General features: G+C 59.2%; 23 protein-coding genes. 11 read left to right on the forward strand and 12 right to left on the reverse strand.

Going from position 1 to position 23,611, the window contains the following annotated elements:
- Nucleotides 1-162 precede the first annotated feature (162 nt).
- Complete coding sequence (gene cls / locus DW49_RS0104120) at nucleotides 163-1,602, reverse strand: cardiolipin synthase (protein ID WP_005621936.1); 1,440 nt, start codon at nucleotides 1,600-1,602, stop codon at nucleotides 163-165.
- Nucleotides 1,603-1,774: 172 nt separating this feature from the next.
- Here cls and DW49_RS0104125 point away from each other — a divergent pair, with 172 nt between their 5' ends.
- Both DW49_RS0104125 and DW49_RS0104130 read left to right on the forward strand, forming a co-directional pair.
- The gene (locus DW49_RS0104125; protein WP_003378325.1) at nucleotides 1,775-2,296 is read left to right on the forward strand and encodes a DUF3617 domain-containing protein; all 522 of its coding nucleotides are present in this window, start codon (nucleotides 1,775-1,777) and stop codon (nucleotides 2,294-2,296) included.
- A 197-nt stretch (nucleotides 2,297-2,493) separates the two neighbouring features.
- A complete protein-coding gene (locus tag DW49_RS0104130) occupies nucleotides 2,494-3,717 on the forward strand; it encodes an N-acetylmuramoyl-L-alanine amidase (RefSeq protein ID WP_017682566.1) in 1,224 nt (407 codons plus the stop codon).
- 5 nt (nucleotides 3,718-3,722) lie between these two features.
- On the opposite strand, the gene DW49_RS0104135 is transcribed toward DW49_RS0104130, so the two are convergent.
- The gene (locus DW49_RS0104135; protein WP_005621931.1) at nucleotides 3,723-4,121 is read right to left on the reverse strand and encodes a hypothetical protein; all 399 of its coding nucleotides are present in this window, start codon (nucleotides 4,119-4,121) and stop codon (nucleotides 3,723-3,725) included.
- A 141-nt stretch (nucleotides 4,122-4,262) separates the two neighbouring features.
- On the opposite strand from DW49_RS0104135, the gene zigA reads away from it, so the two are divergent.
- Nucleotides 4,263-5,474: a zinc metallochaperone GTPase ZigA gene (zigA, locus tag DW49_RS0104140; RefSeq protein ID WP_005621929.1), complete on the forward strand. Its 1,212-nt coding sequence runs from the start codon at nucleotides 4,263-4,265 to the stop codon at nucleotides 5,472-5,474.
- The gene (locus tag DW49_RS0104145) at nucleotides 5,474-6,124 is read left to right on the forward strand and encodes a DUF1826 domain-containing protein (RefSeq protein WP_003378332.1); all 651 of its coding nucleotides are present in this window, start codon (nucleotides 5,474-5,476) and stop codon (nucleotides 6,122-6,124) included. Before zigA ends, DW49_RS0104145 begins: the two co-directional genes overlap by 1 nt.
- A 6-nt stretch (nucleotides 6,125-6,130) precedes the next feature.
- Here the strand turns inward: DW49_RS0104145 and DW49_RS0104150 are convergent, their stop codons facing one another.
- Nucleotides 6,131-6,502 carry a hypothetical protein gene (locus tag DW49_RS0104150; protein WP_005621926.1) on the reverse strand — a complete coding sequence of 124 codons (372 nt, stop codon included), beginning with the start codon at nucleotides 6,500-6,502 and terminating at the stop codon, nucleotides 6,131-6,133.
- A gap of 52 nt (nucleotides 6,503-6,554) precedes the next feature.
- On the opposite strand from DW49_RS0104150, the gene DW49_RS0104155 reads away from it, so the two are divergent.
- The gene (locus DW49_RS0104155) at nucleotides 6,555-7,526 is read left to right on the forward strand and encodes a CobW family GTP-binding protein (RefSeq protein WP_005621922.1); all 972 of its coding nucleotides are present in this window, start codon (nucleotides 6,555-6,557) and stop codon (nucleotides 7,524-7,526) included.
- A gap of 32 nt (nucleotides 7,527-7,558) precedes the next feature.
- Here the strand turns inward: DW49_RS0104155 and DW49_RS0104160 are convergent, their stop codons facing one another.
- On the reverse strand, nucleotides 7,559-7,951 hold the full coding sequence (locus DW49_RS0104160) for a DUF3301 domain-containing protein (RefSeq protein WP_005621919.1): 393 nt from the start codon (nucleotides 7,949-7,951) through the stop codon (nucleotides 7,559-7,561).
- Between the two features lie 118 nt (nucleotides 7,952-8,069).
- Between DW49_RS0104160 and pdxY the strand changes: the two genes are divergently transcribed.
- The gene (gene pdxY / locus DW49_RS0104165) at nucleotides 8,070-8,936 is read left to right on the forward strand and encodes a pyridoxal kinase PdxY (RefSeq protein WP_003378339.1); all 867 of its coding nucleotides are present in this window, start codon (nucleotides 8,070-8,072) and stop codon (nucleotides 8,934-8,936) included.
- 46 nt (nucleotides 8,937-8,982) lie between these two features.
- On the opposite strand, the gene DW49_RS0104170 is transcribed toward pdxY, so the two are convergent.
- Nucleotides 8,983-9,468, reverse strand: a complete 486-nt coding sequence (locus DW49_RS0104170) for an acyl-CoA thioesterase (RefSeq protein ID WP_003378342.1) — start codon at nucleotides 9,466-9,468, stop codon at nucleotides 8,983-8,985.
- A 292-nt stretch (nucleotides 9,469-9,760) separates the two neighbouring features.
- Here DW49_RS0104170 and DW49_RS0104180 point away from each other — a divergent pair, with 292 nt between their 5' ends.
- Nucleotides 9,761-11,524 (forward strand): cation:proton antiporter, encoded by a 1,764-nt coding sequence (locus tag DW49_RS0104180; RefSeq protein WP_003378343.1) that lies wholly within the window; start codon nucleotides 9,761-9,763, stop codon nucleotides 11,522-11,524.
- A 40-nt stretch (nucleotides 11,525-11,564) separates the two neighbouring features.
- Here DW49_RS0104180 and DW49_RS0104185 read toward each other — a convergent pair whose 3' ends face one another.
- The 3 genes from DW49_RS0104185 to uvrD all read right to left on the reverse strand — a co-directional run bounded on the left by DW49_RS0104185 (nucleotide 11,565) and on the right by uvrD (nucleotide 15,595).
- Nucleotides 11,565-11,972: an SMI1/KNR4 family protein gene (locus DW49_RS0104185; RefSeq protein WP_005621909.1), complete on the reverse strand. Its 408-nt coding sequence runs from the start codon at nucleotides 11,970-11,972 to the stop codon at nucleotides 11,565-11,567.
- Nucleotides 11,973-12,102: 130 nt separating this feature from the next.
- Nucleotides 12,103-12,948: a Tim44 domain-containing protein gene (locus tag DW49_RS0104190; RefSeq protein WP_005621906.1), complete on the reverse strand. Its 846-nt coding sequence runs from the start codon at nucleotides 12,946-12,948 to the stop codon at nucleotides 12,103-12,105.
- Between the two features lie 463 nt (nucleotides 12,949-13,411).
- Nucleotides 13,412-15,595, reverse strand: a complete 2,184-nt coding sequence (gene uvrD, locus DW49_RS0104195; protein ID WP_005621902.1) for a DNA helicase II — start codon at nucleotides 15,593-15,595, stop codon at nucleotides 13,412-13,414.
- A gap of 319 nt (nucleotides 15,596-15,914) precedes the next feature.
- Between uvrD and hexR the strand changes: the two genes are divergently transcribed.
- Both hexR and DW49_RS1000000129455 read left to right on the forward strand, forming a co-directional pair.
- Nucleotides 15,915-16,781 (forward strand): transcriptional regulator HexR, encoded by an 867-nt coding sequence (gene hexR, locus DW49_RS0104200; RefSeq protein WP_003378351.1) that lies wholly within the window; start codon nucleotides 15,915-15,917, stop codon nucleotides 16,779-16,781.
- A 143-nt stretch (nucleotides 16,782-16,924) separates the two neighbouring features.
- Nucleotides 16,925-17,110, forward strand: a complete 186-nt coding sequence (locus DW49_RS1000000129455) for a PA3496 family putative envelope integrity protein (RefSeq protein WP_005739670.1) — start codon at nucleotides 16,925-16,927, stop codon at nucleotides 17,108-17,110.
- Here the strand turns inward: DW49_RS1000000129455 and DW49_RS0104205 are convergent.
- Nucleotides 17,064-18,014: a LysR family transcriptional regulator gene (locus DW49_RS0104205; RefSeq protein ID WP_005621895.1), complete on the reverse strand. Its 951-nt coding sequence runs from the start codon at nucleotides 18,012-18,014 to the stop codon at nucleotides 17,064-17,066. The two genes, DW49_RS1000000129455 and DW49_RS0104205, sit on opposite strands and share 47 nt — an antisense overlap.
- 213 nt (nucleotides 18,015-18,227) lie before the next feature.
- Between DW49_RS0104205 and DW49_RS0104210 the strand changes: the two genes are divergently transcribed.
- Complete coding sequence (locus DW49_RS0104210) at nucleotides 18,228-19,643, forward strand: acetyl-CoA carboxylase biotin carboxylase subunit (RefSeq protein WP_024421100.1); 1,416 nt, start codon at nucleotides 18,228-18,230, stop codon at nucleotides 19,641-19,643.
- An 11-nt stretch (nucleotides 19,644-19,654) separates the two neighbouring features.
- A complete protein-coding gene (oadA, locus tag DW49_RS0104215; protein WP_005621886.1) occupies nucleotides 19,655-21,463 on the forward strand; it encodes a sodium-extruding oxaloacetate decarboxylase subunit alpha in 1,809 nt (602 codons plus the stop codon).
- 299 nt (nucleotides 21,464-21,762) lie between these two features.
- Here oadA and DW49_RS0104220 read toward each other — a convergent pair whose 3' ends face one another.
- The 3 genes from DW49_RS0104220 to DW49_RS0104230 are packed head-to-tail and all read right to left on the reverse strand — an operon-like array spanning nucleotide 21,763 to nucleotide 23,528.
- Complete coding sequence (locus DW49_RS0104220) at nucleotides 21,763-22,431, reverse strand: GNAT family N-acetyltransferase (protein ID WP_005621882.1); 669 nt, start codon at nucleotides 22,429-22,431, stop codon at nucleotides 21,763-21,765.
- A 15-nt stretch (nucleotides 22,432-22,446) separates the two neighbouring features.
- Entirely contained in the window at nucleotides 22,447-22,893 is a 447-nt protein-coding gene (locus DW49_RS0104225; RefSeq protein ID WP_005621880.1) for a GNAT family N-acetyltransferase, read from the reverse strand.
- Nucleotides 22,890-23,528, reverse strand: coding sequence for an FMN-binding negative transcriptional regulator (locus DW49_RS0104230; protein WP_005621878.1), 639 nt, complete (start codon nucleotides 23,526-23,528; stop codon nucleotides 22,890-22,892). Before DW49_RS0104230 ends, DW49_RS0104225 begins: the two co-directional genes overlap by 4 nt.
- Nucleotides 23,529-23,611: the final 83 nt, after the last annotated feature.

Here is a 23,611-nt window from a genome sequence, read left to right on the forward strand (position 1 = left end):
TGTTTTCGAAAAAATCAGCCACCAACTAACGGAAAATTCAAATCTTATCAATAGCTTAGCTTGCAGGTTATGGGTAACTTATTTCGAAAACAGTACACTAGTGAATATTCGTTGCTTAACCAACGATCAAGGCGCAGTGAATAGTGTGTCCGGAGCCTTCTCTCACAAAATCGGCGAGATTAGCCTGGCTACGCGCATGCCGAGCTGATGCAGGCGTCGGGTTTCATGGCTTTCCTGCAGGGAGATTTCACGCGCCGCGGCGAAGTCGGCGGTGAGCATGGCTTCGACCTTGCTGGAGAAGTCGCTGTCTACGGTCAACAACATCAGTTCAAAGTTGAGGCGGAATGAGCGGTTGTCGAGGTTGGCGCTGCCGATGGCGGTGATGTCGTTGTCGACCAGCACCACCTTCTGATGCAGGAAGCCCGGCTCGTAGCGAAACACCCGCACGCCAGCACGGACAGCATCGAAGGCGTACAGGCTGGAGGCGGCGTAGACCACGTAATGGTCTGGGCGCGAGGGCAGCAGCAGGCGCACGTCCACACCGCGCAGGACTGCCAGGGTCAGCGCCGCAGTCACGGCTTCGTCAGGGATGAAATAGGGGCTGGTGATCCATACGCGTTCTTCGGCAGCATGAATGGCTTCGACGAAAAACAGCGAGCAGGTTTCCTGTGCATCGGCCGGCCCGCTGGTCAGCAATTGGCAGAGCACGCCGTCCTCGGGAAACTCGTCGGGCAGGCTGAGCGGCGGCAGCTCGCGGGTTGCCCAGAACCAGTCTTCGGCGAACGATTCCTGCAAGCAGGCGACCACCGGGCCGATGACTTCCACGTGAGTATCGCGCCAAGGCGCCAGCGGCGGCTTCAGGCCCATGTATTCATCGCCGACGTTATGCCCGCCGATGTAACCTTTCAGGCCGTCGACCACCACGATCTTGCGATGGTTGCGGAAGTTGATCTGGAAGCGGTTGAGCCATCCACCGCGCGTAGCGAAGGCTTTTATCTGCACACCACCGTCGCGCAATTTATCGATGTAGGCGCCCGGCAATGCATGGCTGCCAATGCGGTCGTACAGCACAAAAATCGCCACGCCCTGGGCGGCTTTTTCCAGCAGCAGCGTTTGCAGCTGGCGGCCGAGGTTGTCGTCATGAATGATGAAGAACTGAATCAGGATCGTCTGCCTCGCTTCACGGATTGCCTGGAAAATCGCCCCGAACGTCTCTTCGCCATTGATCAGCAGCCTGACCTTGTTGTTGGCCAGCGCAGGCATATTCCCCAGCCTGGGCATCGCACGCAGCGCCGCATAGGCATCTGATCGGCGTGCTGCTACGGCTTCTTCTATCCAGGGCCGCCAGTTGAGGCTGCCGATCGCTGCGCGCATCTCCTTGTTGGCCTCACGGCGGGCCTTGATATACGCGTCGAACGAGCTGCGTCCGAATATCAGATAAGGCAGCAAGGTGAAGTAGGGGATGAACAGCAACGGCATCGCCCAGGCGATCGCGCCTTGGGAGGTGCGCACCGTCAGCAGCGCATGGATGGCGGCACCTGTGCCCAGCAGGTGAATGAAACCGAGGACATAACCGAAAAAGTACGGGTCGTGATAATCCATGTGGAACAATGCTCCTCGCTTTGCTCCCTAACAGACCACAGCTGAACAGGAATGTCGCTATTTTATTCCCGCTGCAACTGGGCGGCGCTTGTGTCGTCTAAGGCTTATGTTTCGGCTGGACTGTCGTTCCAGCCCTGTGTGTATCTGCAACTGCCCGATCAGGAATCTCGAAATGAACAAACGCATGTTGGCTTGGATGTTTTGTCTGGCTACCCCTTTGGCTCAAGCGCAGATGCTGCAACCCGGCTTGTGGGAACTGACGTCGAGCAATATGAAGGTGGACGGCCAGCAGCTACCGGATATGCAGTTGATGCTGGGGCAACTGCAAAACCTGCCGCCTGAGCAGCGCGCCATGATGGAACAGATGATGAAGAAGCAGGGCGTCTCGCTCGGTGGCAAGGGCGTGCGGGCGTGCCTGACTCAGGCGCAGGTGCAATCGGACGATATCCCGCTGACTGATCCGGCTTCCGGTTGCACGCAGAAGATTACCGCGCGCAATGGCAAGACCTGGAACTTCCAGTTCTCGTGCCCTAAAGCGCAAGGTACAGGGCAGGCCCAGTTCCTCAGTGATCGCGAATTCACCACCAAAGTGGTGGGCACCTTCAACGCTACGGGCCAGCAACAGAACGGCAGCATGGACACCCGCTCCGTATGGTTGGGCCCGCAGTGTGGCAACGTTGCTCCGCGTACCTGATTAAATTCATGGAGTTATGTTCCACGTGGAACATCGACTGAAAAGGCGATGATTTATTGTCGCCGATGGCTGGCAGTTGATGACGGAATCTTCATGAAGCGCTTCATCTTGCGTCTGTAACTGCATGTTATATTGTTACTATTGCGTGGATGAACCCTTCATGAGCAGGATGCTCGATTTGCTCTTTGAGACATTCCATGCACCGACGTCAAGTGTTGCTCAATATGCTGCTGGCCAGCGCCGCCCTGACGTTGCCGTTTGGCGTGTACGCTACGCAGATCAGTAACGCACGCCTCTGGCGGACCAACGACAAGCTGCGGCTGGTGCTCGACCTGAGCGGCCCGGTGCAATACAAAACCTTCTCGCTGACTTCGCCCGACCGTCTGATCATCGATGTCAGCGGTTCGCGGCTGACTGGCGATTTCAGTCAGCTGGCGCTGGATCGCACCGTTATCAAATCGATCCGTTCCGGTCATTACGGCACGGGCGATGACACGCGCATCGTGCTGGACCTGACTGCGCCGGTGCAGCTCAACAGCTTCTTGCTCGGCCCGGAAGGCGGGCAGGGTCACAGGCTGGTGCTGGACATGAGTTCCACGGCTCGTGCGCCGGTACAGATGGCCGAGCTGCCGCCGCCCGTGCCGGTTCCTATCCAGAGCAAAGCGCGCACCGGCCGCGACATCATGGTGGTGGTCGACGCCGGTCATGGCGGCAAGGACCCAGGTGCTGTCGGGTCGCGTGGCGAGCGCGAGAAAGATGTGGTGCTGTCGATCGCCCAGTTGCTGGCCAAACGCTTGAAGCGCGAGAAGGGTTTTGATGTGCGCTTGGTACGCAATGACGACTTCTTTGTGCCGCTGCGCAAGCGTGTCGAATTCGCGCATAAATCCAACGCCGACATGTTCATCTCCGTACACGCCGACGCTGCGCCTCGTCTCACGGCGTCCGGTGCTTCGGTGTTCGCGTTGTCCGAAGGCGGCGCCACGTCGGCAACTGCTCGCTTCATGGCGCAGCGGGAAAACGGCGCGGACCTGTTGGGCGCGACGTCGCTGCTCAACCTCAAGGACAAGGACCCGATGCTTGCCGGGGTGATTCTCGACATGTCGATGAACGCCACCATCGCCGCCAGCCTGCAACTGGGTCACACGATACTGGGCAGCCTGGAAGGCATCACCACGCTGCACCAGAAGCGTGTGGAACAAGCCGGATTCGCGGTGCTTAAATCGCCGGATGTGCCGTCGATTCTGGTTGAAACCGGGTTTATCTCCAACAGCCGCGACAGTCAGCGTCTGGTCACGGCGCGCCATCAACAGGCCGTTGCGGACGGGCTGTTCGATGGCCTGCAACGTTACTTCCAGCGCAACCCGCCTATGGATTCGCACCTGGCCTGGATGCAGGCGCAAAAGCAGGAACAGCAGGCCTGAACCCGTCAGCGGCAGCCATTCAGGCGGCTGCAGGTGATCTTGCTACGCGTACCGCTTGAGCTGGATACCCGCGTGATGGTGGTCCAGCCCACGCGCTGGACTGTGCCAACCCAGGCTTCGCCATTCGAGGCCAGCCCGGTAAAAAACGTCAGTTGACCATAGCGACTGTTGGTCTGCACCCAGCGACGTTTATCAATCTTCTCGTAACCTCTCAACCAGGTCGTCGAGCCTGCGGTGACCACACTGTAGCTGTTGCCCTGTGCGTCGCTGCATGACAGAACGGCCGCGCTGCGTGTGCAGGTCGCGAGGTCGGCTGGGGGCTTGCCGAATGCTGCCATTGCCTGCGCACTGAACAGCACCACTAGACCTATCGAAGCAATCAGACCTGTTGAAACCCGTTTCATGAAGATCCCTTCACCAAGGCCAGTAGCTATTATGTGTTGTTATACTATAACATCATGTGGTGATTAGAGCCGGCTGCCTGAGGGATTCGTTGCAGCCGATATGAACAAGGCCCAAGCCTTGCAGCTGCCCGGAGAATCCTGATGGCAAATCTTCTACCTGTTACCGTCCTTTCCGGTTTTCTCGGTGCCGGAAAAAGCACTTTACTCAATTACATACTGCGCAATCGTGAAAACTTGCGAGTCGCCGTGATCGTCAATGATATGAGCGAGATCAACATTGATGGCGGCGAAGTCCAGCGCGATGTCAGCCTGAACCGCGCCGAAGAAAAGCTGATCGAGATGAGCAACGGCTGCATTTGCTGCACCCTGCGGGAGGATTTGCTCGAAGAAGTCAGCCGCCTTGCCCAGGACGGTCGTTTTGATTACTTATTGATCGAATCCACGGGTATTTCCGAGCCGTTGCCGGTCGCCGAGACCTTCACCTTTCGTGACGAGGCAGGCAAGAGCCTGATGGACCTGGCGCGGCTGGATACCATGGTCACTGTGGTCGACGGGGTGAATTTCCTGCTTGATTACGAAGCGGCCGACGGCTTGTCCACACGCGGCGAAAGCCTCGGCGAAGATGACGACCGCTCGATCACTGACCTGTTGATCGAGCAGATCGAGTTCGCCGACGTCATCCTGCTCAGCAAGATTGACCTGATCAGCTCCAGCGAGCGTGAAGAGCTGATGGCCATTCTGAAACGCCTGAACCCTGATGCGCAGATCGTGCCGATGGTGATGGGTCAGGTGCCGCTGGCGACAATTCTCAACACCGGTCGTTTTGACTTTGAGCGTGCATCCCAGGCCCCTGGCTGGCTGAAGGAAATGCGCGGTGAACATGCGCCGGAAACCGAGGAATACGGCATCGCCTCGACGGCCTATCGTGCTCGTCGCCCCTTTCATCCGCAGCGCTTTTTCGATTTTATCAATCGCCCTTGGACCAACGGCAAACTGCTGCGCTCCAAGGGTTTCTTCTGGCTGGCCAGCAAGTACAAGGACGCGGGCAGCTGGTCGCAGGCGGGCGGGTTGATGCGTCACGGTTTTGCCGGACGCTGGTGGTGCTTCGTGACCCGCGACAGCTGGCCTCAGGACAAGGAAAGCGTCGCATCGATTCTGGAAAACTGGTCGAGCGAAACCGGCGACTGCCGTCAGGAGCTGGTCTTCATCGGGCAGAACATTGATTTCACGCTGCTCACGGCCGAACTGGACAACTGCCTGCTCACCGACGACGAGATGGCTGCAGGTGTCGAGCGCTGGCGCCAGCTGTCCGATCCCTTCGGCGAATGGTATGAAGAAGAGGTGGCTGCCTGATGCTCGCGTATCGTATGAAACACAAGCCTGTGGTCCGTCAGGCGCAGGACAGCACGCCCGACGTGCTGAGCCAGGTACTGGAAGACGGTGTAAATCTTGCGGTCTGGCAGCGTCGTTTGCCCGCGCACATCGAGGATTTCAGCACGTTGCTGTTGTCGATGGATCAGCCGCTTGCCGAGTCGATGACCCTGGAAGTGAAAGGCGGCGAAGTCGAGCCTGATTTGAGCACGCTGGCGCGTGGGTATGCCGATCTGCAGGGTTATCAAGGCTTCATCGCCGACGTGTCCTGGCTGGTGAGCGCTTATGCCTGCCTGCTTGGGGCCGAGTGTGTCGGCCTGCGCCTGCGGGTGCTCGACAAGGCCATGTGCCCGCGCTTTCATGTCGATCATGTGCCGGTGCGGTTGATTACCACCTATGGCGGCGTCGGCAGCCAGTGGCTGCACGAAGGTGTTATGGACCGTAAGCAACTGGGTCGTGCCGAAGCCGAGCCAGGCGATGCTGCCGATATTCAGCAAATCAACAGCGGTGACGTTGCATTGCTCAAGGGCGAGCGCTGGCACGGGAATGAAGGCGCGGGCCTGATCCATCGTTCGCCGCAATTGGTACGTAACGAGCGCAGGCTGATTCTGACCCTGGACTGGCTCGCATAGGGCGGATTACGGCGTGATCCACTGACCCTTGCTCTGGCCTTCGCAAAACGGCTTGAGGTACAGCGCGTCGCGGGCCACGCCGTAATAGTGGATGTTCTCGCGGTAGGGCATATTGGCCACCTGCGCATTGCGACAGACGCCGAATGCCCCGGCCGGGCACTGCGCCGAGTAGGTCGTCTCGGTTTTCTGCCCGGCCAACTGTGGCTGGCAAAAACTGTCGTGGAACAGGTTGGCCGGGATATTGATATTTTCCTGGCAGACCTTGACGTCCAGCCGCTCGGCCTGGCTATGCACCAGGCACGCCTCAGCCCACGCCGTACCTGAAAACACCGCCAGCAGCATCAGCGCCAGGCGAGCAGTCAGCTGTATCACTTGCATCGTTACCTTTCCTTGCTCTTCAATGACCTACGCACTCTTCAAAAGTGATCCCATGCTGCGGAACATCCCCACGCACGTTATCGGCGGCCCGCTGGGTGCCGGCAAGACCAGCCTGATCAAGCGCCTGCTGGCGCAGAAACCTGCCCATGAACGCTGGGCGGTGTTGATCAACGAGTTCGGGCAGATCGGTCTGGACGCCGCGCTGCTGACCACAACTGCCGATGGTATCGCACTTGGTGAAGTGGCTGGCGGCTGCCTGTGCTGCGTCAACGGCGTGCCGTTCCAGATTGGTCTGGGTCGATTGCTGCGCAAGGCCCGGCCTGACCGATTGCTGATCGAGCCTTCGGGGCTGGGTCATCCTGCGCAGCTCCTGGCCCAACTGCGCGAGGCGCCCTGGCGTGGCGTGCTCTCGGTTCAGCCCGGCGTGATGGTGCTGGACGCGGCTGCGATGGCGGCCGGTCAGCCATTACCTGCCACCCAGCAGGAAGCGCTGGCGGAGGCGGGGCTGGTGGTAATGAACAAGTCCGAGCAACTGGATGAAGCGGCGCGTCAGGCCCTGGCAGAACAGATGAAGCCATGCGCGTTGCTGTGGACCCGGCACGCAGATTTGCCACTGAATCGTTTGCCGGGGTTCGTTGACTGCACGGCTGTGGATAAGCAGGTTGTGGATAACCTGACATTGCCCAACAGCATCGGACAGTTGCCTGCCCTGTGGGCTGACCCGAACGTGCCCATCTGCCTGAGCCAGGCCAGTGCCGAAGGCTGGAGTGTGGGCTGGCGCTGGCATCCCTCGCAGCAATTTGATCTGCAGCGCGTGCTGCATTGGCTGGAAGGCATGGCGTGGCGACGGGCGAAGATGGTTATCCACAGTGAGGGCGGCTGGTATTCCGGCAATGTGCTGGAGGGTGCACCACTGGCATGGCAAATCAGCGAATGGCGACAGGATTCGCGCCTGGAACTGATCTTCTCGACGCCGCAGGATGTGGACACGTTGCAGGCGCAGATGGCGGGTTGCCTGGCCTAAGCGCTTCCACAACGATTTGCATTACCCAGCCGCTACTGCTTCCACTTCTGATGCGATTGACGCCATTCGCTCATTTGAATAATTTCAGCGCTGGGTGGTGGCGTTTTGATTTCGAAGGGGTAGGGTGCCAGTTCGATTTGCGCGGTGTGTGCGCCGAACAGGGTGATCGTGCCCGGATGACGTTGCTCGCCAGTCACGGTGAATTCAAATGCGTACACCCGAGCCAGGCGCTTGCGACCCTGAGTGTCGAGGGCGAAGGTCAGGCGGCGCAGGGCGACCGCGTCGTCCAGCAGCTGGAGCTCGAGCCGTGCGCAGTGCTGTTTGACGCGTGCCAGCGCTTTTTCACGCAGACCATGGGCGTGCCACCACCAGGCCGCGGCGCTCGCGAACAGCATCAGCACGAAAATGTTTCCCAGGGTCAGCATGACGGAGTGCTCCAACGTAGGAGTGACCAGCTTAACTGTCCTGAGTGATTTACAGCCATACTGCGCAACTTATATTTCTCATTATTGCATTTGCATCGTGTTCAGGATTCTACCCGCCATGAAACGTACGCCCCACTTGCTCGCTATTCAGTCCCATGTGGTGTTCGGCCACGCCGGCAACAGCGCAGCGGTGTTCCCGATGCAGCGTATCGGAGTCAATGTCTGGCCGCTCAACACGGTGCAGTTCTCCAACCACACGCAATACAAGCAATGGACAGGCGAGGTCCTGGCCCCGCAGCAAATCCCCGCGCTGATCGACGGCATTGCCGCCATTGGCGAGCTGGGCAACTGTGATGCGGTGTTGTCCGGCTACTTGGGCAGCGCGGCGCAGGGGCGGGCGATTCTGAGTGGTGTGGCGCGCATCAAGGCCGCCAATCCCAAGGCGCTGTATCTGTGCGACCCGGTGATGGGCCATCCTGAAAAAGGCTGCATCGTGCCGCCGGAAGTCAGCGATTTTCTGCTGGACGAAGCCGCAGCCGTGGCTGACTTCATGTGCCCCAATCAGCTGGAACTGGACAGCTTCTCGGGCCGCAAGCCCGAATCGCTGCCCGATTGTCTGGCGATGGCACGTGCGCTGTTGGCGCGAGGCCCCAAGGCCATCGTGGTCAAGCACCTTGATTACCCCGGCAAGGCCGCCGATGGCTTTGAAATGCTGTTGGTGACCGCCGAGGCCAGTTGGCACCTGCGCCGTCCGCTGCTGGCGTTTCCGCGCCAGCCGGTCGGCGTGGGTGATCTGACGTCCGGGTTGTTTCTGTCGCGAATTCTGCTGGGCGACGATCTGGTCGCCGCGTTCGAGTTCACCGCAGCGGCAGTCCATGAAGTGCTTCTGGAAACCCAGGCGTGTGGCAGTTACGAGCTGGAACTGGTCCGCGCCCAGGATCGCATCGCGCATCCACGGGTGAAGTTCGAAGCCGTGCGGTTATAACTTCAGTCGTTCAAGAGACTCAGGCGTCCTTGCCTGAGTCGGCGCATTACAAGGCTTCTTCCTTGATGTCCTGATAACGCTTCTCCAGTTCCTGGCGGATCTGGCGGCGTTGTTGCGCCTGAATGAAACGGCGCTTGCCTTCCGGGGTTTCCGGCTCCAGAGGCGGGACGGCAGCCGGTTTGCGATTGTCGTCCACGGCAACCATGGTGAAGAAACAACTGTTGGAGTGACGTACCGAGCGCTCGCGGATATTTTCAGTGACGACTTTGATACCGACTTCCATCGACGTGTTGCCGGTGTAATTGACCGATGCCAGGAAGGTCACCAGCTCGCCGACGTGCACCGGCTCGCGAAAAATCACCTGATCCACCGACAGCGTCACCACATAGCGGCCGGCATAGCGGCTTGCGCAGGCGTAGGCCACTTCGTCCAGGTACTTGAGCAAGGTACCGCCGTGCACATTGCCAGAAAAGTTGGCCATGTCCGGGGTCATCAATACAGTCATCGACAGCTGGGCGTTTCCGGGTTCCATAGCGTACTCACACGGTCAAGGTGTTCAAAGGACGCCTATGCTGGCGCTCAATAGGGCTTGTGACAGTTATCGGGACGCTGGCCAGCAGGCGGCCGTCACGCGTCATAACTATCTGTTTCCATATATTGCACCGGCTTTATGTCCAAGGGGGCGGTGTTAACCTGCAAAAACCCGTGGATCGGGTTTTTTCTTACGTTTTAATCGGATTTCGATGACGAACCGGGTGGCTAACGCCTTACAGGGTGTAGCGATGTCGGCTGCGGACGTCATCATCAAAAGGAGCTTTGCCGCCATGCATGCCATCAATTTCATTCAAGACCTGGCAGTGATCATGCTGGTGGCGGGCGTGGTGACCATTCTTTTTCATCGCCTTCGCCAGCCCGTGGTGCTCGGTTACATCGTTGCCGGCTTCATCATCGGCCCGCACACGCCACCGGTCAGCCTGATCCACGACGAGGACACCATCAAGATCCTGGCCGAGCTGGGGGTGATCTTCCTGATGTTCTGCCTGGGGCTGGAGTTCAGCCTGCGCAAACTGTTCAAGGTCGGGGCCACGGCGTTCATCGCAGCCTTCCTCGAAATTGCCCTGATGATCTGGATTGGTTACGAGATTGGCCAGTTCTTCGGCTGGAAAACCATGGACTCGCTGTTTCTCGGCGCGATCCTGGCGATCTCCTCGACCACCATCATCGTCAAGGCGCTCAACGACCTGAAGATGAAGAATCAGCATTTTGCCCAGTTGATCTTCGGCGTGCTGATCGTCGAAGACATTCTCGGCATTGGCATTATCGCGTTGCTGTCCGGCATTGCGGTCAGTGGTTCGGTCAGTTCAGGCGAGGTGTTCTCCACGGTCGGCAAGCTGTCGCTGTTCATGATTGTGGCGCTGGTCGTCGGCATTCTGCTGGTGCCGCGATTGCTGTCCTACGTCGCCAGGTTCGAAAGTAACGAGATGCTGCTGATCACCGTTCTGGGCTTGTGCTTCGGCTTCTGCCTGCTAGTGGTCAAGCTGGAATACAGCATGGTGCTGGGCGCGTTCCTGATTGGTGCGATCATGGCCGAGTCGCGAGAGCTGCTGAAGATCGAACGGTTGATCGAGCCGATCCGGGACATGTTCAGTGCGATCTTCTTTGTCGCCATCGGCTTGATGATCGATCCGAAAATCCTCCTGGAATATGCCTGGCCGATTGCAGTCATCACCGTCGCGGTGGTGTTGGGCAAGATGATTTCCTGCGGCCTTGGCGCGTTTATCGCAGGCAATGACGGCCGTACCTCACTGCGTGTGGGCATGGGGCTGTCACAGATTGGCGAGTTTTCCTTCATCATCGCGGCGCTGGGCATGACCCTGCAGGTCACCAGCGATTTCCTGTACCCGGTGGCCGTCGCTGTATCGGCAATCACCACGTTGCTGACGCCCTACCTTATTCGCGGCGCGGATCCGTTGTCGCTCAAACTGGCGGCAATAATGCCCCGGCGCGTGGCGCGGGTGTTTGGCATGTACGGTGAATGGCTGCGCAGCATCCAGCCGCAAGGGCAGGGCGCTGTGCTGGCCGGGATGATCAGGCGAATTCTGCTGCAGGTCGGCGTCAATCTGGCGCTGGTGATGGCGATCTTTTTCAGCGGTGGCTACTTCGCTGAACGTCTTGGCGGGTATATGGACGAGTGGGTGGCAGATGTCAGCCACCAGAAAGCCTGGATCTGCGGCGCTGCATTGCTGTTGTCGCTGCCGTTTCTGATCGCGGCATACCGCAAGCTCAAGGCGCTGTCGATGTTGCTCGCAGAGATGGGCGTCAAGCCCGAGATGGCTGGCCGACATACCGAGCGCGTGCGCAAGGTCGTGGCAGAGGTGATTCCGTTGTTGTCGCTGGTGGTGATCTTCGTGATGCTGGCGGCGCTGTCGGCCAGTATTCTGCCGGCCAACGAATTGCTGCTGGTCGTTGCCCTGGTGGCTGCGCTGGTCGCCGCTTTGCTGTGGCGCTGGCTGATCCGCGTGCATACGCGGATGCAGATCGCGCTGCTGGAGACGCTTGGGAACAATCAGGAATCATCCGGGCATTGAGCCCGGTGATTCTTCACCCGCTGCGCTGCAAGGGGGTGTCTCAGCTTTCCTGCCAGACATCCCGAGCCCAGTGCCAGACCGACTCCCAGCTTTCTTCGGTGACTAGTTCTTCCTCGGCGGACCACAGCAATACAGTGCCGTCTTCCTCGACGCAGTAGTAGTCGTCACCGTCCTGACAGATTGGGATCAGCTCGCGTGGCACGCCCAGATCCCAGGCCGTGGCGGCCACGTCAGGCAGGTAAGTGTGCGACTGCGGGTCGGTCACTGTAACCGGCTCAAGGCTGCCATACACCACGTCGCTGACCATCAGGAGAAACTCCTTGAAGACGAACGGGATGTTGATGAACAGCTGTTCCTCGATCTCGACCAATTGGTCCTCGTCTGGCAGCTCAAGCGGAACCGGGACCGGTTCATTCGCTTCACGCAATTGTTCGATGACTTCTTCCACGACACGGATCCTCTCACTTGATGGCGCGGGTTATACAGTAGCGTAAAGCCTTTCTCAAAATAACTATCCGAACGGATAAACAAAAACCCCGGACATGTCCGGGGTTCTGAACGCGAGAACGGGTTCTGGTTCAACCGTTCTGGCGAATTCCTGCCACCAGCCAGGGCTGGTTATCGCCTTGCGGGCGTTCCATGTTCCAGCTTTCGCTGAACACTTCGCCCTGGTCAAAGCGCGAGGTTTTGGACACGCCGGAGAAGGTCAGGGTAGCGATGGTCTTGTCGGCACGATCATCCACACCGTCCAGCTGGACATTGAGGTTCTCGATGTAAGTCGACTGGAAGCCGTCGCCCAGGTCCGCACGTTCCTTTTTCAGAAACTGCAGCATTTGCGGGGTGACGAACTCGGCGATCTTGTCCATCTCGTTGGCGTCCCAGTGTTGCTGTAGCGACTGGAAGTGACCACGAGCGGCGTCCAGAAAGCGCTCTTCGTTGAACCAGGCCGGTGCGTTGATGACTGGCGCGGCGGAAGCAGGCGACGAACTGCCGAAAATCGGGTTCTGTGCCGGCTGGCTGGTTTCACGCTGGTACGGCGGCGCACCGGCAGCGGCCATTTTCGGCTGTTGCTGCTGACGACGACGCGCAATGAAGCGGAAGATCAGGAAGGCGATAAGGCCCATGATCAGGATGTCGAACAGTTGCAGGCCGTTGAAGCCGTCACCCATGAACATCGACGCGAGCAGGCCACCGGCAGCGATGCCGGCCAATGGGCCCAGCCAGCGGGAGGCACCGCTTGGCGCAGCAGCAGGGCGGCCAGCCGCGTTAGGCGCAGCTGCCGGAGTGGCAGGGGCGGTCTGGCGAGCCTGATGCGTAGGCGCCGAGCCCATGCTCTTGCCGCCACCGAAGCGCGCGGCGTTCACATCCAGGCTCATGGTGAGCCCGATGCACAGCGCCATCGCGATGCTTAGAAAACGTTGCATAAGGGTATTCCCGTTTTGTGATTGCACGCGCGCCATGTTGCACAGCAGATGCCTGCATGACCAGCGCGTTAGTGTTTCGGACTTTTACACAGACAGCGTAGGACTTTTCAGCACGCTTCGTAAGGCAGTGACTAATTCTGTGTAGGAGCGGACCGGGCGACGCTTCGCAGTCCATCGCGGACAAGTCCGCTCCACGCCCTCCGGGCAGAAGCCCAATCTGCCCGATGATGTAGCACAACCGTGCGACGCTTCGCTTGTGTGGGAGCGGACTTGTCCGCGAAGACGGTGTTTCAGTCGATGCATTTTCGGAGATTATAACTACCTTTTCGTGAACAATCGAAGCGTCGCCCGGTCCGCTCCCACGGCCTCCGGCCAGAATCAAAAGCGGACTTGTGTATAACGCTGAGCGCAGAGCGTGGGAACGATAGTCAGGGGCGTATGGACGATGATTGACCGGCCTACCCTACAACGCCACCAGCTTCGCATAGCCCATCATCAGCCACTTGCTGCCCTCGGCGAAGTTGACCTGCACGCGTGCCTGGGCACCAGCGCCTTCGAAATTGAGGATCACGCCTTCGCCGAACACCGCATGCTGCACGCGCTGGCCCATGGCGAACTCGGTTTCCGGAATGCCGGTGCCGTTGAACAGGCTGCCGCTGTTGAACTTCGGAGTGCCACCGAACGGACGGCTGACGCTGTTGGACAGACGGACCTCCTGAATCAGCGCCGGCGGGATCTCGCGCACGAAACGCGAAACCTTGTTGTAGGTTTCGCTGCCGTACAGGCGGCGTGTCTCGGCGTAGGTCATCACCAGTTGTTTCATGGCGCGGGTGATGCCGACATAGGCCAGACGCCGCTCTTCTTCCAGACGGCCCGGTTCTTCAAGGCTCATCTTGTGCGGAAACAGCCCTTCTTCCATGCCCACCAGGAACACATGCGGGAACTCCAGACCCTTGGCGCTGTGCAGCGTCATTAACTGAATGCTGTCTTCGTGTTCCTGCGCCTGAGTATCGCCAGCCTCCAGCGAAGCATGGCCGAGGAAGGCGGCCAGCGGGGTCAGTTCTTCATCGCTCTCGTGGTTCTCGAAAGCACGAGCGGCGCTGACCAGTTCCTCAAGGTTTTCTACCCGGGCCTGGCCTTTCTCGCCTTTTTCCTGCTCGTGGTAGGTAATCAGCCCGGACTGCTCGATGACTGTCTGGGTCATCAGGTGCAACGGCATTTCCATGACTTTGGCCGACAGGTTCTCGATCAGCTCGATGAACCCGCCCAGCGCGCCGGCAGCGCGACCGGTGAGGCCCTTGTTGGCGACCAGCAGGCGCATGGCTTCCCACATCGAGACGTCGGCATGCCGCGCATGCTCACGAATCGCTTCGACGGTCTTCTCGCCGATGCCGCGTGCCGGAACGTTGATCACCCGCTCCAGCGCTGCATCGTTGCCACGGCCTTCCAGCAGGCGCATATAGGCCATCGCGTTCTTGATCTCGGCGCGCTCGAAAAAACGCTGTCCGCCATAGATGCGGTACGGAATGCGCTCGCGCAGCAGGGCTTCTTCCAACACCCGTGACTGGGCGTTGGAGCGGTACAGAATGGCAATGTCGCTGCGCGAGATGCCGGTTTTCAGGGCGCTCTCGATGGTCTCGACCACGTAACGCGCTTCATCGTGTTCGTTGAAGGCGGCATACAGATTGATCAGCTCGCCATCGCCGACATCGGTCCACAACTCCTTGCCCAGCCGCCCGCTGTTGTTGATGATCAAGCCATTGGCAGCCTTCAGGATGCTCGCTGTGGAGCGGTAGTTCTGCTCCAGGCGGATCACTTCTGTGTCCGGGAAGTCATCGGAGTACTGATGGATGTTTTCGATCTTCGCGCCACGCCAGCCGTAGATGGACTGATCGTCGTCGCCGACCACCATCAGGCTGTCGCCGCCCTGGGCCAGCAGGCGCAGCCATGCGTATTGCACGGCGTTGGTGTCCTGGAACTCGTCCACCAGCACATGGCGGAAGCGCCGCTGGTAGTGCGCCAGCAGGCCGGGGTTGTCACGCCACAGGTCCAGCGCGCGCAGCAGCAACTCGGAGAAGTCGATGACACCCGCTCGCTGGCAGGCAGCCTCGTAGGCCTCGTAAACGCTTTTCATGGTGGTCAGGAAAAGATCGCCGCTGGCCTGAATATGTTTCGGGCGCAGGCCTTCGTCTTTCTGGCCATTGATGAACCATTGAGCCTGACGCGCAGGCCAGCGTTGCTCGTCCAGCCCCAGCTCGCGCATCACGCGCTTGACCAAGCGTTGCTGGTCATCGCTGTCGAGAATCTGGAAGGTCTGTACCAGACCGGCTTCCTGCCAGTGCGCCCGCAACAAGCGGTGCGCCAAGCCGTGGAAAGTGCCCACCCACATGCCTGCAGGGCTGATGCCCATGAGCTGCTCGATGCGGTGGCGCATCTCGGCAGCCGCCTTGTTGGTGAACGTCACCGACAGGACCGAATGCGGGGAGGCTTGCTCGACCTGCATCAGCCAGGCGATGCGATGCACCAGCACTCGGGTTTTGCCGGAGCCAGCACCGGCCAGGACCAACTGACGACCCAATGAGGCGGCTACGGCCTGACGTTGGGCATCGTTGAGGGAATTAAGAAGAACAGAGAGATCATCGCGCATCAGCGCATTCTAGGGTGCCACGCGATGACGGGCAAACCATGCTTTGCGTCAGGCATCAAAAATGAGCAGGCTTTGATGACCGGTCGTCGCCTGCAGCATGGCTTCAATGAGGGCCGTCTATCGTTGCCCGATGAGCCTGCGCGGGTCTGGCCAGAGACTCGACGTAATGTAGGATTATTCCCACATATTTTTGCGAATCGTCCTTTTCAAGTCCGTGCAAGACGTTCCAGCGTCGTTTAACTGGGCGGTTTGCAGGTCATGTAGTATAACTACAAGAAAGCTACAACCCAGCCCATCTTCCCTTTGTTGAGTCTGCCACTTGAATCTGCTGCAACACATCGCTCAGTCACGTCACCTGCTGCGCAAATCGGAGCTCAAGGTAGCCGACCATGTGCTGCTTGACCCTGCGGCTGTGATGCACAGTTCCATGGCCGATCTGGCGCACAGCGTCGGCATCAGCGAGCCGACCATCGTGCGTTTCTGCCGCGCCATTGGTTGCACCGGGTTTCAGGACCTCAAGCTCAAGCTGGCGCAAAGTCTGGCGGCGGGTGCCAGTTTCGGGCAATTCGCGATTCACGAAGATGATTCGGTCGCTGATTACAGCCTGAAGATTTTCGACACCACTCTGCACACGCTTATGGAAGTGCGCGAGAACCTCGATCCTCATTCCTTGCAGCAAGCGGTCACGGCCATGGCCGGGGCCAATCGGGTCGAGTTTTATGGGTTTGGTGCATCTGGCGCGGTGGCTGCCGATGCGCAACACAAGTTCTTTCGACTGTTGCTGACCGCCGCTGCGTATTCCGACCCGCACATGCAGGCCATGTCGGCGGTCACGCTCAAGCCGACCGATGTGGCAGTGTGCATTTCCCAGTCGGGGCGCTCCAAGGACTTGTTGATCACCGCCAATCTGGTCCGCGAAAGCGGCGCGACGCTGATAACGCTGTGCCCGAGCCAGACGCCACTGGCCGAGCTGTCTTCAGTCAATCTGGCAATCGACGTGCACGAAGACACCGAAATCTACACGCCGCTGACCTCGCGCATCGCGCATCTGGTCGTCATCGATGTGCTGGCAATGGGCGTCGCGATGGCGCGCGGTCCGAGCCTGGTCAACCACCTCAAGAGCGTCAAGCGCAGCCTGCGCGGCTTGCGTCTGTCGCCGAAGTCGATCAAGGCCCACGAAGACTGATCACCGCTGACAGAGCAGAATTCATCGATCTGTCACCTGCGTGCCGCCTGACTGTCACTGTCGCGCTCCATTCTGGTGCTCCCACAAAACGTATTGGGAGACAGGATATGGCTCGGCATTACGATGATTTACCCAACAGCACCGTGAAAACCCGCCGTCAGCAGGAAGATCAGCGTCGCATGGAGTTTCGTCGGGCAATCGAGAGCTACAGCGAAGCGCGGCAGCTCAATCAGGAGCTTTGTGATTACATGGAAGGTGTGAAAAACGCAGTCTGGCAGACCGTTACACCGCCCGCGGTCGACCGTCGAAACGCTCGACAAGCTGGCTGATCTGCGCACGTTCGGTGCGGATGAACGCAAGGAAGGCGTGTGCCACCGGTGACAGGCGTTTGTCTTTGGCTTGAACCACGCACCAGCTCCGGTACAGCGGCAGCTCCGCCACGGGCAACTCTACAAGAGTGCCGGTGGCGAGTTCCTGGCAGACCGCATGCCGCGTCAGCATCGCCAGGCCCAGCCCGGCAACCACGCACTCCCGTTGTGCTTCGCTGGACGACACCTCCAGGGTCTGGGTGAAGTGCACGCGTTTCTCTTTGAAGTACTCCTCGCAGGCCCGGCGTGTGCCCGAACCCGTTTCGCGGGTCAGCAGCGGCCACGGCTCCAGGTCTTTCAGGCTCAACGTCTCGCGGCTGCTCAACGGATGATCCGGCGGGGCCACGGCCACAATCGGGTTGTTGAGAAAGGGCAGAAACTCAAGGCCCATGTCCAGCGGCACTGCCGACATCACCACCAGATCGTCGCGGTTATCCGATAATCGCCTGATGATCTGTGCACGATTGACCACCATCAGGCTCAGGCTGACTTCCGGATGCTGGCGTTTGAATGCAGCGAACAGGTGAGGTATGAAATATTTGCAGCTCGACTCGACCGCCAGCCTCAACTGACCTTGCAGTGAGCCCTGCATGTCGGAGAGCTGCATATCCAGGCTTTCCAGGCGCCCGAAAATGTCCCGGCTGGCCAGTTGCAGCGCTTCGGCAGCTTCTGTCATGTAGAGCTTTTTGCCGACGTACTCGAACAGCGGCTGGCCGATCAGCTCTTCAAGCTGGCGAATCTGCAGGCTGACGGCGGGCTGCGTAAGAGACATTTCTTCCGCAGCGCGGCTGTATGAGCGCAGGTCGCACACTTCGTTGAAAATGCGCAGCTGACGCAATGTCATACGCATCAATGACTTACGCATGTATAAAACCTTCAGGGGGCGGCTGAGCGCTCAACTATAAGCTTTTACTTATGCACCTCCCAACTTTTACTCATTTTTGTTAATCCCTGATCAGGATTAGGGTGTCTCTGCGGCATTCAGTCACATGCCTGGTTACAAAAAACGGCTGTAAAGCGCAACGCAGACGTATCGACCGGTTTGACCGGGTTTGTCCTTAGGGCCGAGGAAACATCAGTGATAACAAAAATTCTGATCGCCAACCGCGGAGAGATTGCCGTTCGGATCGTGCGCGCTTGCGCGGAGATGGGCATTCGTTCGGTAGCGATATTCTCCGATGCGGACCGGCACGCCTTGCACGTCAAGCGGGCCGACGAAGCCTACAGCATTGGTGCCGAACCACTGGCCGGTTACCTGAACCCGCGCAAGCTGGTGAATCTGGCGGTGGAGACCGGGTGTGATGCATTGCACCCCGGTTATGGTTTTTTGTCGGAAAACGCTGAACTGGCTGACATCTGTGCTGAACGAGGCATCAAATTCATCGGCCCGTCGGCAGAGGTGATTCGTCGCATGGGCGACAAGACCGAAGCGCGGCGCAGCATGATCAAAGCCGGTGTGCCGGTAACGCCGGGCACTGAAGGCAATGTGGCAGATATCGAAGAAGCGCTGTTCGAAGGCGAGCGCATCGGTTATCCGGTGATGCTCAAGGCCACTTCCGGTGGTGGGGGGCGCGGTATCCGCCGTTGCAACAGCCGCGAAGAGCTGGAGCAGGCTTTCCCCAGGGTGATTTCCGAGGCGACCAAAGCCTTTGGCTCGGCAGAAGTCTTTCTGGAAAAGTGCATCGTCAACCCCAAGCACATCGAGGCGCAGATTCTCGGCGACAGCTTCGGCAACGTGGTGCATCTGTTTGAGCGGGACTGTTCCATTCAGCGCCGTAACCAGAAGCTGATCGAGATCGCCCCCAGCCCGCAACTGACCCCGGAGCAGCGCGCCTACATCGGCGATCTGTCGGTGCGTGCGGCCAAGGCCGTCGGTTATGAGAACGCGGGCACCGTGGAGTTTCTGCTCGCCGAGGGCGAGGTGTACTTCATGGAGATGAACACCCGTGTGCAGGTCGAGCACACCATCACCGAAGAAATCACCGGCATCGACATTGTTCGCGAGCAGATCCGCATCGCGTCCGGCTTGCCGTTGTCGGTCAAACAGGAAGACATCATCCACCGTGGGTTTGCCCTGCAGTTTCGAATCAACGCAGAAGACCCGAAGAACAACTTCCTGCCCAGCTTCGGCAAGATCACCCGTTATTACGCCCCCGGCGGACCTGGCGTGCGCACCGATACGGCGATTTACACCGGCTACACGATTCCGCCGTACTACGACTCGATGTGCCTGAAGTTGATCGTCTGGGCGCTGAGCTGGGAGGAGGCGATGGACCGCGGCCTGCGCGCGCTGGATGACATGCGCCTGCAAGGGGCGAAGACCACGGCTGCTTATTACCAGGAAATTCTGCGAAACCCGGAGTTTCGCAGCGGTGAGTTCAATACCAGTTTTGTCGAAAGCCACCCTGAGCTGACCAATTACTCGATCAAGCGCAAACCCGAAGAGCTGGCCCTGGCCATCGCTGCCGCCATTGCCGCACATGCCGGTCTGTAAGGAATATTGAGATGTCCAAGAAGATCTTTGTAACCGACACCATTCTGCGTGACGCTCACCAATCGCTGCTGGCGACCCGCATGCGCACCGAAGACATGCTGCCGATCTGCGACAAGCTCGACAAGGTCGGCTACTGGTCGCTGGAAATGTGGGGCGGCGCGACGTTTGACGCCTGCGTGCGCTTTCTCAAGGAAGACCCTTGGGAGCGTCTGCGTCAGTTGCGTGCGGCTTTGCCCAATACCCGTCTGCAAATGCTCCTGCGTGGCCAGAACCTGCTGGGCTATCGGCATTACAGCGATGACGTGGTCAAGGCGTTCGTGGCCAAGGCGGCGGTGAATGGCATCGACGTATTCCGTATTTTCGATGCCATGAACGACGTGCGTAACCTGCGCGTTGCCATCGAAGCGGTGAAGGCCGCAGGCAAGCATGCACAGGGCACCATCGCCTACACCACCAGCCCGGTGCACACCATCGAAGCGTTCGTCGCGCAGGCCCGGCAAATGGAGGCGATGGGCTGCGACTCGGTGGCGATCAAGGACATGGCCGGTCTGTTGACGCCGTATGCCACCGGCGAGCTGGTCAGTGCGCTGAAGGCCGAGCAGTCGTTACCGGTGTTCATTCACTCCCATGACACGGCGGGCCTGGCTGCGATGTGTCAGCTCAAGGCCATTGAAAGCGGCGCGGACCATATCGACACCGCTATCTCCAGCTTCGCCTGGGGCACCAGTCATCCGGGCACCGAGTCGATGGTGGCGGCGCTCAAGGGCAGCGAGTTCGACACCGGGCTGGACCTGGAGCTGTTGCAGGAAATCGGTCTGTATTTCTACGCAGTGCGTAAGAAATATCATCAGTTCGAGAGCGAATTCACAGCAGTCGATACCCGCGTGCAGGTCAATCAGGTGCCCGGCGGGATGATTTCCAACCTCGCCAACCAGCTCAAGGAGCAGGGCGCGCTCAATCGCATGAGCGAAGTACTCGCGGAAATCCCGCGCGTGCGCAAAGACCTGGGTTATCCACCGCTGGTCACACCGACGTCGCAGATCGTTGGTACTCAGGCGTTTTTCAACGTGCTGGCTGGCGAGCGCTACAAGACCATCACCAATGAGGTGAAGCTTTACCTGCAAGGCGGGTACGGCAAAGCGCCGGGGCAAGTAGATGAAAAACTGCGTCGGCAGGCGATTGGCAGCGAAGACCTGATCGATGTTCGTCCGGCCGACCTGCTCAAGCCGGAGATGACCAAGCTGCGTGCCGACATTGGTGCATTGGCCAAATCCGAAGAGGACGTGCTGACCTTTGCCATGTTTCCGGACATTGGCCGCAAGTTTCTTGAAGAGCGCGCCGCTGGCACCCTGACGCCGGAGGTGTTGCTGCCTATTCCCGAAGCCGGAAGCGTGGCCAAGGCGGGCGGCGAAGGTGTGCCGACCGAATTTGTTATCGATGTACATGGCGAGACCTACCGGGTCGACATCACCGGCGTGGGCGTCAAGGCCGAGGGCAAACGCCACTTCTACCTGACCATCGACGGCATGCCGGAAGAAGTGGTGTTCGAGCCGCTCAACGAATTTGTCGGCGGCGGCGCGAGCAAACGCCAGCAGGCCAGTGCGCTAGGCCACGTCAGCACCACCATGCCGGGCAACATCGTCGATGTGCTGGTCAAGGAAGGCGATATGGTGAAGGCCGGTCAGGCCGTGCTGATTACTGAAGCGATGAAGATGGAAACCGAAGTTCAGGCCTCCATTGCCGGCAAGGTCGTGGCGATCCACGTTGCCAAAGGCGACCGCGTCAATCCGGGCGAGATACTGGTCGAGATCGAAGGCTGATCAGGCGTTCACAACATTCAACTGTTTACCTCGGGGAAGCACTGGTGGCTTCCCTTTTTTTATTCTGCAGGCGGAACGCCTTACTTATGAATCTCAGCACGATAGTCAGGGCTATCGTTCCCTACGCTCCAGCGTGGGAATGCAGCTCTCGACGCTCTGCGTCGCAAAGAGGACGCGGAGCGTCCCGAACGGCATGACGACGCGGAGCGTCGCACGATAGTTGAGATCGGCGTACCGGCAGATCGCGGACAAGCGAAGCGTCGCCCGGTCCGCTCACACACAAGCTAAGCGTCGTTCCTTCATCGAAACGCTTCAAGCCCTTTGATCTGCTGCCCGTCCGCGAAGTTATCCACCGCCAGCCAGTGCTCGAATGCCTTTTGCCGTTCAGGCCATTCGCTGTCGAGCATCGAGTACCACGCGGTGTCTCGGCTCAGGCCTTTCACGACCATGTGTTGGCGAAAGGTGCCTTCATAGCTGAAACCGAATCGCTCGGCAGCGCGTTTGGAGCGGGCGTTGTTGGCGTTGCATTTCCATTCCACGCGTCGATTGCCCAGCGCAAAGGCTTCTCTGGCCAGCAGGTAAACGGCTTCGGTGCCTTTGGGGGGGCGTTGCATGGCGGCGCTGAACGTGACGTGGCCTATTTCGATTCGGCCATGTGCTGCAAAGATCGACATCAGGCTGATCACGCCTTCGGCCTTGCCGGTCTTTTGATCGATCACGGTGTAGAACCAAGGATCGGATGCCGCCTGATGCCCGGTCAGCCAGGCGTCAAAGTCGATGCGTTCGATGAAAGGACCGTAAGGCAGATAATCCCACAACTTGAGGTCCGCATCCGGGCCTTGGAGCACGGCCCACAAGTCATCGCCATGACGTGACGTATCGAGCTTCTCCAAACGAATAAACCGGCCGGCAAGCGTTTTATCAGTGGGCAGCGCTGCGGCTTGCCAATCCAGCATGATGTCCGACATGAATCACTTCCTGTTTCAGAGTGCTTTACGAAATTGGATGTACCCGCCGCGATCAGCAATCCGCTTATACAACTGGATGGCAGTGGCGTTGGTTTCATGGGTCAGCCAGTGCACCTTGTCGCAGCCATCGGCCTTGGCCGTGGCGTAGACAAACTCGATCAGTCGCCGGCCAACGCCCGTCCCGCGTTGCCCGGGAGTGACGATCAGGTCTTGCAGGTAACAGGCGTTGTTAATGCTCCAGTTGGACCGATGATAGATGAAGTTCACCATGCCCACCGCTTTGCCATCCAGCCAGGCCAGCGCCGAATGAGTCGGCTCGCTGGGGTCGAGAAAGCGTTGCCAGGTGATCTCGCTCACGCCTTCGGGCAGTTCGGTTTTGTAAAAACTCAGATAGGCCTGCCATAACGGCAGCCAGGCCTGATGATCGTCGGCAGCGACGGGGCGAATCCGGACGTCGGTCATGAAGGTCTCCATCCGCTCATCAAACGAGCGATTTGTTGGTCATTTGCATTGTGGCTTGCACCAAGAGCGTCGCGTACACCGGCCATATCCTCAGCGCTGCGGTTCTGGCTGAGTTTGCGTTTACCTTGCAGGCGCTGAACGGGAATGGAAAACCCGACAATGGCGCCGAGCATCTTTGCAAGGTAGTCCGCGGGCGCATCGTTGATCGACCACGGTTGGGCGCGACTGGACTCGTGCCGATTGGTGAGGTCGTCAAGCAGTTGATGCAGCCGGTCGGGGTCGGTAAAGCACTCGGCCTGACCATAGGCGTGCACGGCCAGATAATTCCAGGTGGGCACGACCCTGCCGTGTTCCGCTTTACTCGGGTAGAACGACGGGCTCACGTAGGCATCTTCACCCGGGAAAATAACCAGTGCCTCGACGTCGGCATGCAGTTGCTGCCATTGCGGGTTGGCCTTGGCCATGTGCCCGTAGAGCGTGCCATACGGACCTTCATCGCGGCGTAACAGCAGCGGCAGGTGGGTCGCCTGCAAGCCATCGTCGCCTTGGGTGACGAGAATGGCCAGGCGAGTCTGGTCCATGTGCCCCTGAAGGTTGTCTGTATCGTTTTCCCTGAAGGCATTGGGTATGTACATAACTATTTTCCTCGGCCGATGAGGGAATCCTAGGCAAGCTATTGGTCTCTTGTAAGATCCATTTTCTATAGATTTCACAGGGC

Origin of the sequence: Pseudomonas avellanae BPIC 631 (assembly GCF_000444135.1) — a bacterium.
GTDB lineage: Bacteria > Pseudomonadota > Gammaproteobacteria > Pseudomonadales > Pseudomonadaceae > Aquipseudomonas > Aquipseudomonas avellanae.

Coding starts and splice junctions, on each gene's coding strand:
- cls (WP_005621936.1), bottom strand. CDS start 1,602: ATGGATTATCACGACCCGTACTTTTTCGGTTATGTCCTCGGTTTCATT.
- DW49_RS0104125 (WP_003378325.1), top strand. CDS start 1,775: ATGAACAAACGCATGTTGGCTTGGATGTTTTGTCTGGCTACCCCTTTG.
- DW49_RS0104130 (WP_017682566.1), top strand. CDS start 2,494: ATGCACCGACGTCAAGTGTTGCTCAATATGCTGCTGGCCAGCGCCGCC.
- DW49_RS0104135 (WP_005621931.1), bottom strand. CDS start 4,121: ATGAAACGGGTTTCAACAGGTCTGATTGCTTCGATAGGTCTAGTGGTG.
- zigA (WP_005621929.1), top strand. CDS start 4,263: ATGGCAAATCTTCTACCTGTTACCGTCCTTTCCGGTTTTCTCGGTGCC.
- DW49_RS0104145 (WP_003378332.1), top strand. CDS start 5,474: ATGCTCGCGTATCGTATGAAACACAAGCCTGTGGTCCGTCAGGCGCAG.
- DW49_RS0104150 (WP_005621926.1), bottom strand. CDS start 6,502: ATGCAAGTGATACAGCTGACTGCTCGCCTGGCGCTGATGCTGCTGGCG.
- DW49_RS0104155 (WP_005621922.1), top strand. CDS start 6,555: ATGCTGCGGAACATCCCCACGCACGTTATCGGCGGCCCGCTGGGTGCC.
- DW49_RS0104160 (WP_005621919.1), bottom strand. CDS start 7,951: ATGCTGACCCTGGGAAACATTTTCGTGCTGATGCTGTTCGCGAGCGCC.
- pdxY (WP_003378339.1), top strand. CDS start 8,070: ATGAAACGTACGCCCCACTTGCTCGCTATTCAGTCCCATGTGGTGTTC.
- DW49_RS0104170 (WP_003378342.1), bottom strand. CDS start 9,468: ATGGAACCCGGAAACGCCCAGCTGTCGATGACTGTATTGATGACCCCG.
- DW49_RS0104180 (WP_003378343.1), top strand. CDS start 9,761: ATGCATGCCATCAATTTCATTCAAGACCTGGCAGTGATCATGCTGGTG.
- DW49_RS0104190 (WP_005621906.1), bottom strand. CDS start 12,948: ATGCAACGTTTTCTAAGCATCGCGATGGCGCTGTGCATCGGGCTCACC.
- uvrD (WP_005621902.1), bottom strand. CDS start 15,595: ATGCGCGATGATCTCTCTGTTCTTCTTAATTCCCTCAACGATGCCCAA.
- DW49_RS0104205 (WP_005621895.1), bottom strand. CDS start 18,014: ATGCGTAAGTCATTGATGCGTATGACATTGCGTCAGCTGCGCATTTTC.
- oadA (WP_005621886.1), top strand. CDS start 19,655: ATGTCCAAGAAGATCTTTGTAACCGACACCATTCTGCGTGACGCTCAC.
- DW49_RS0104220 (WP_005621882.1), bottom strand. CDS start 22,431: ATGTCGGACATCATGCTGGATTGGCAAGCCGCAGCGCTGCCCACTGAT.
- DW49_RS0104225 (WP_005621880.1), bottom strand. CDS start 22,893: ATGACCGACGTCCGGATTCGCCCCGTCGCTGCCGACGATCATCAGGCC.
- DW49_RS0104230 (WP_005621878.1), bottom strand. CDS start 23,528: ATGTACATACCCAATGCCTTCAGGGAAAACGATACAGACAACCTTCAG.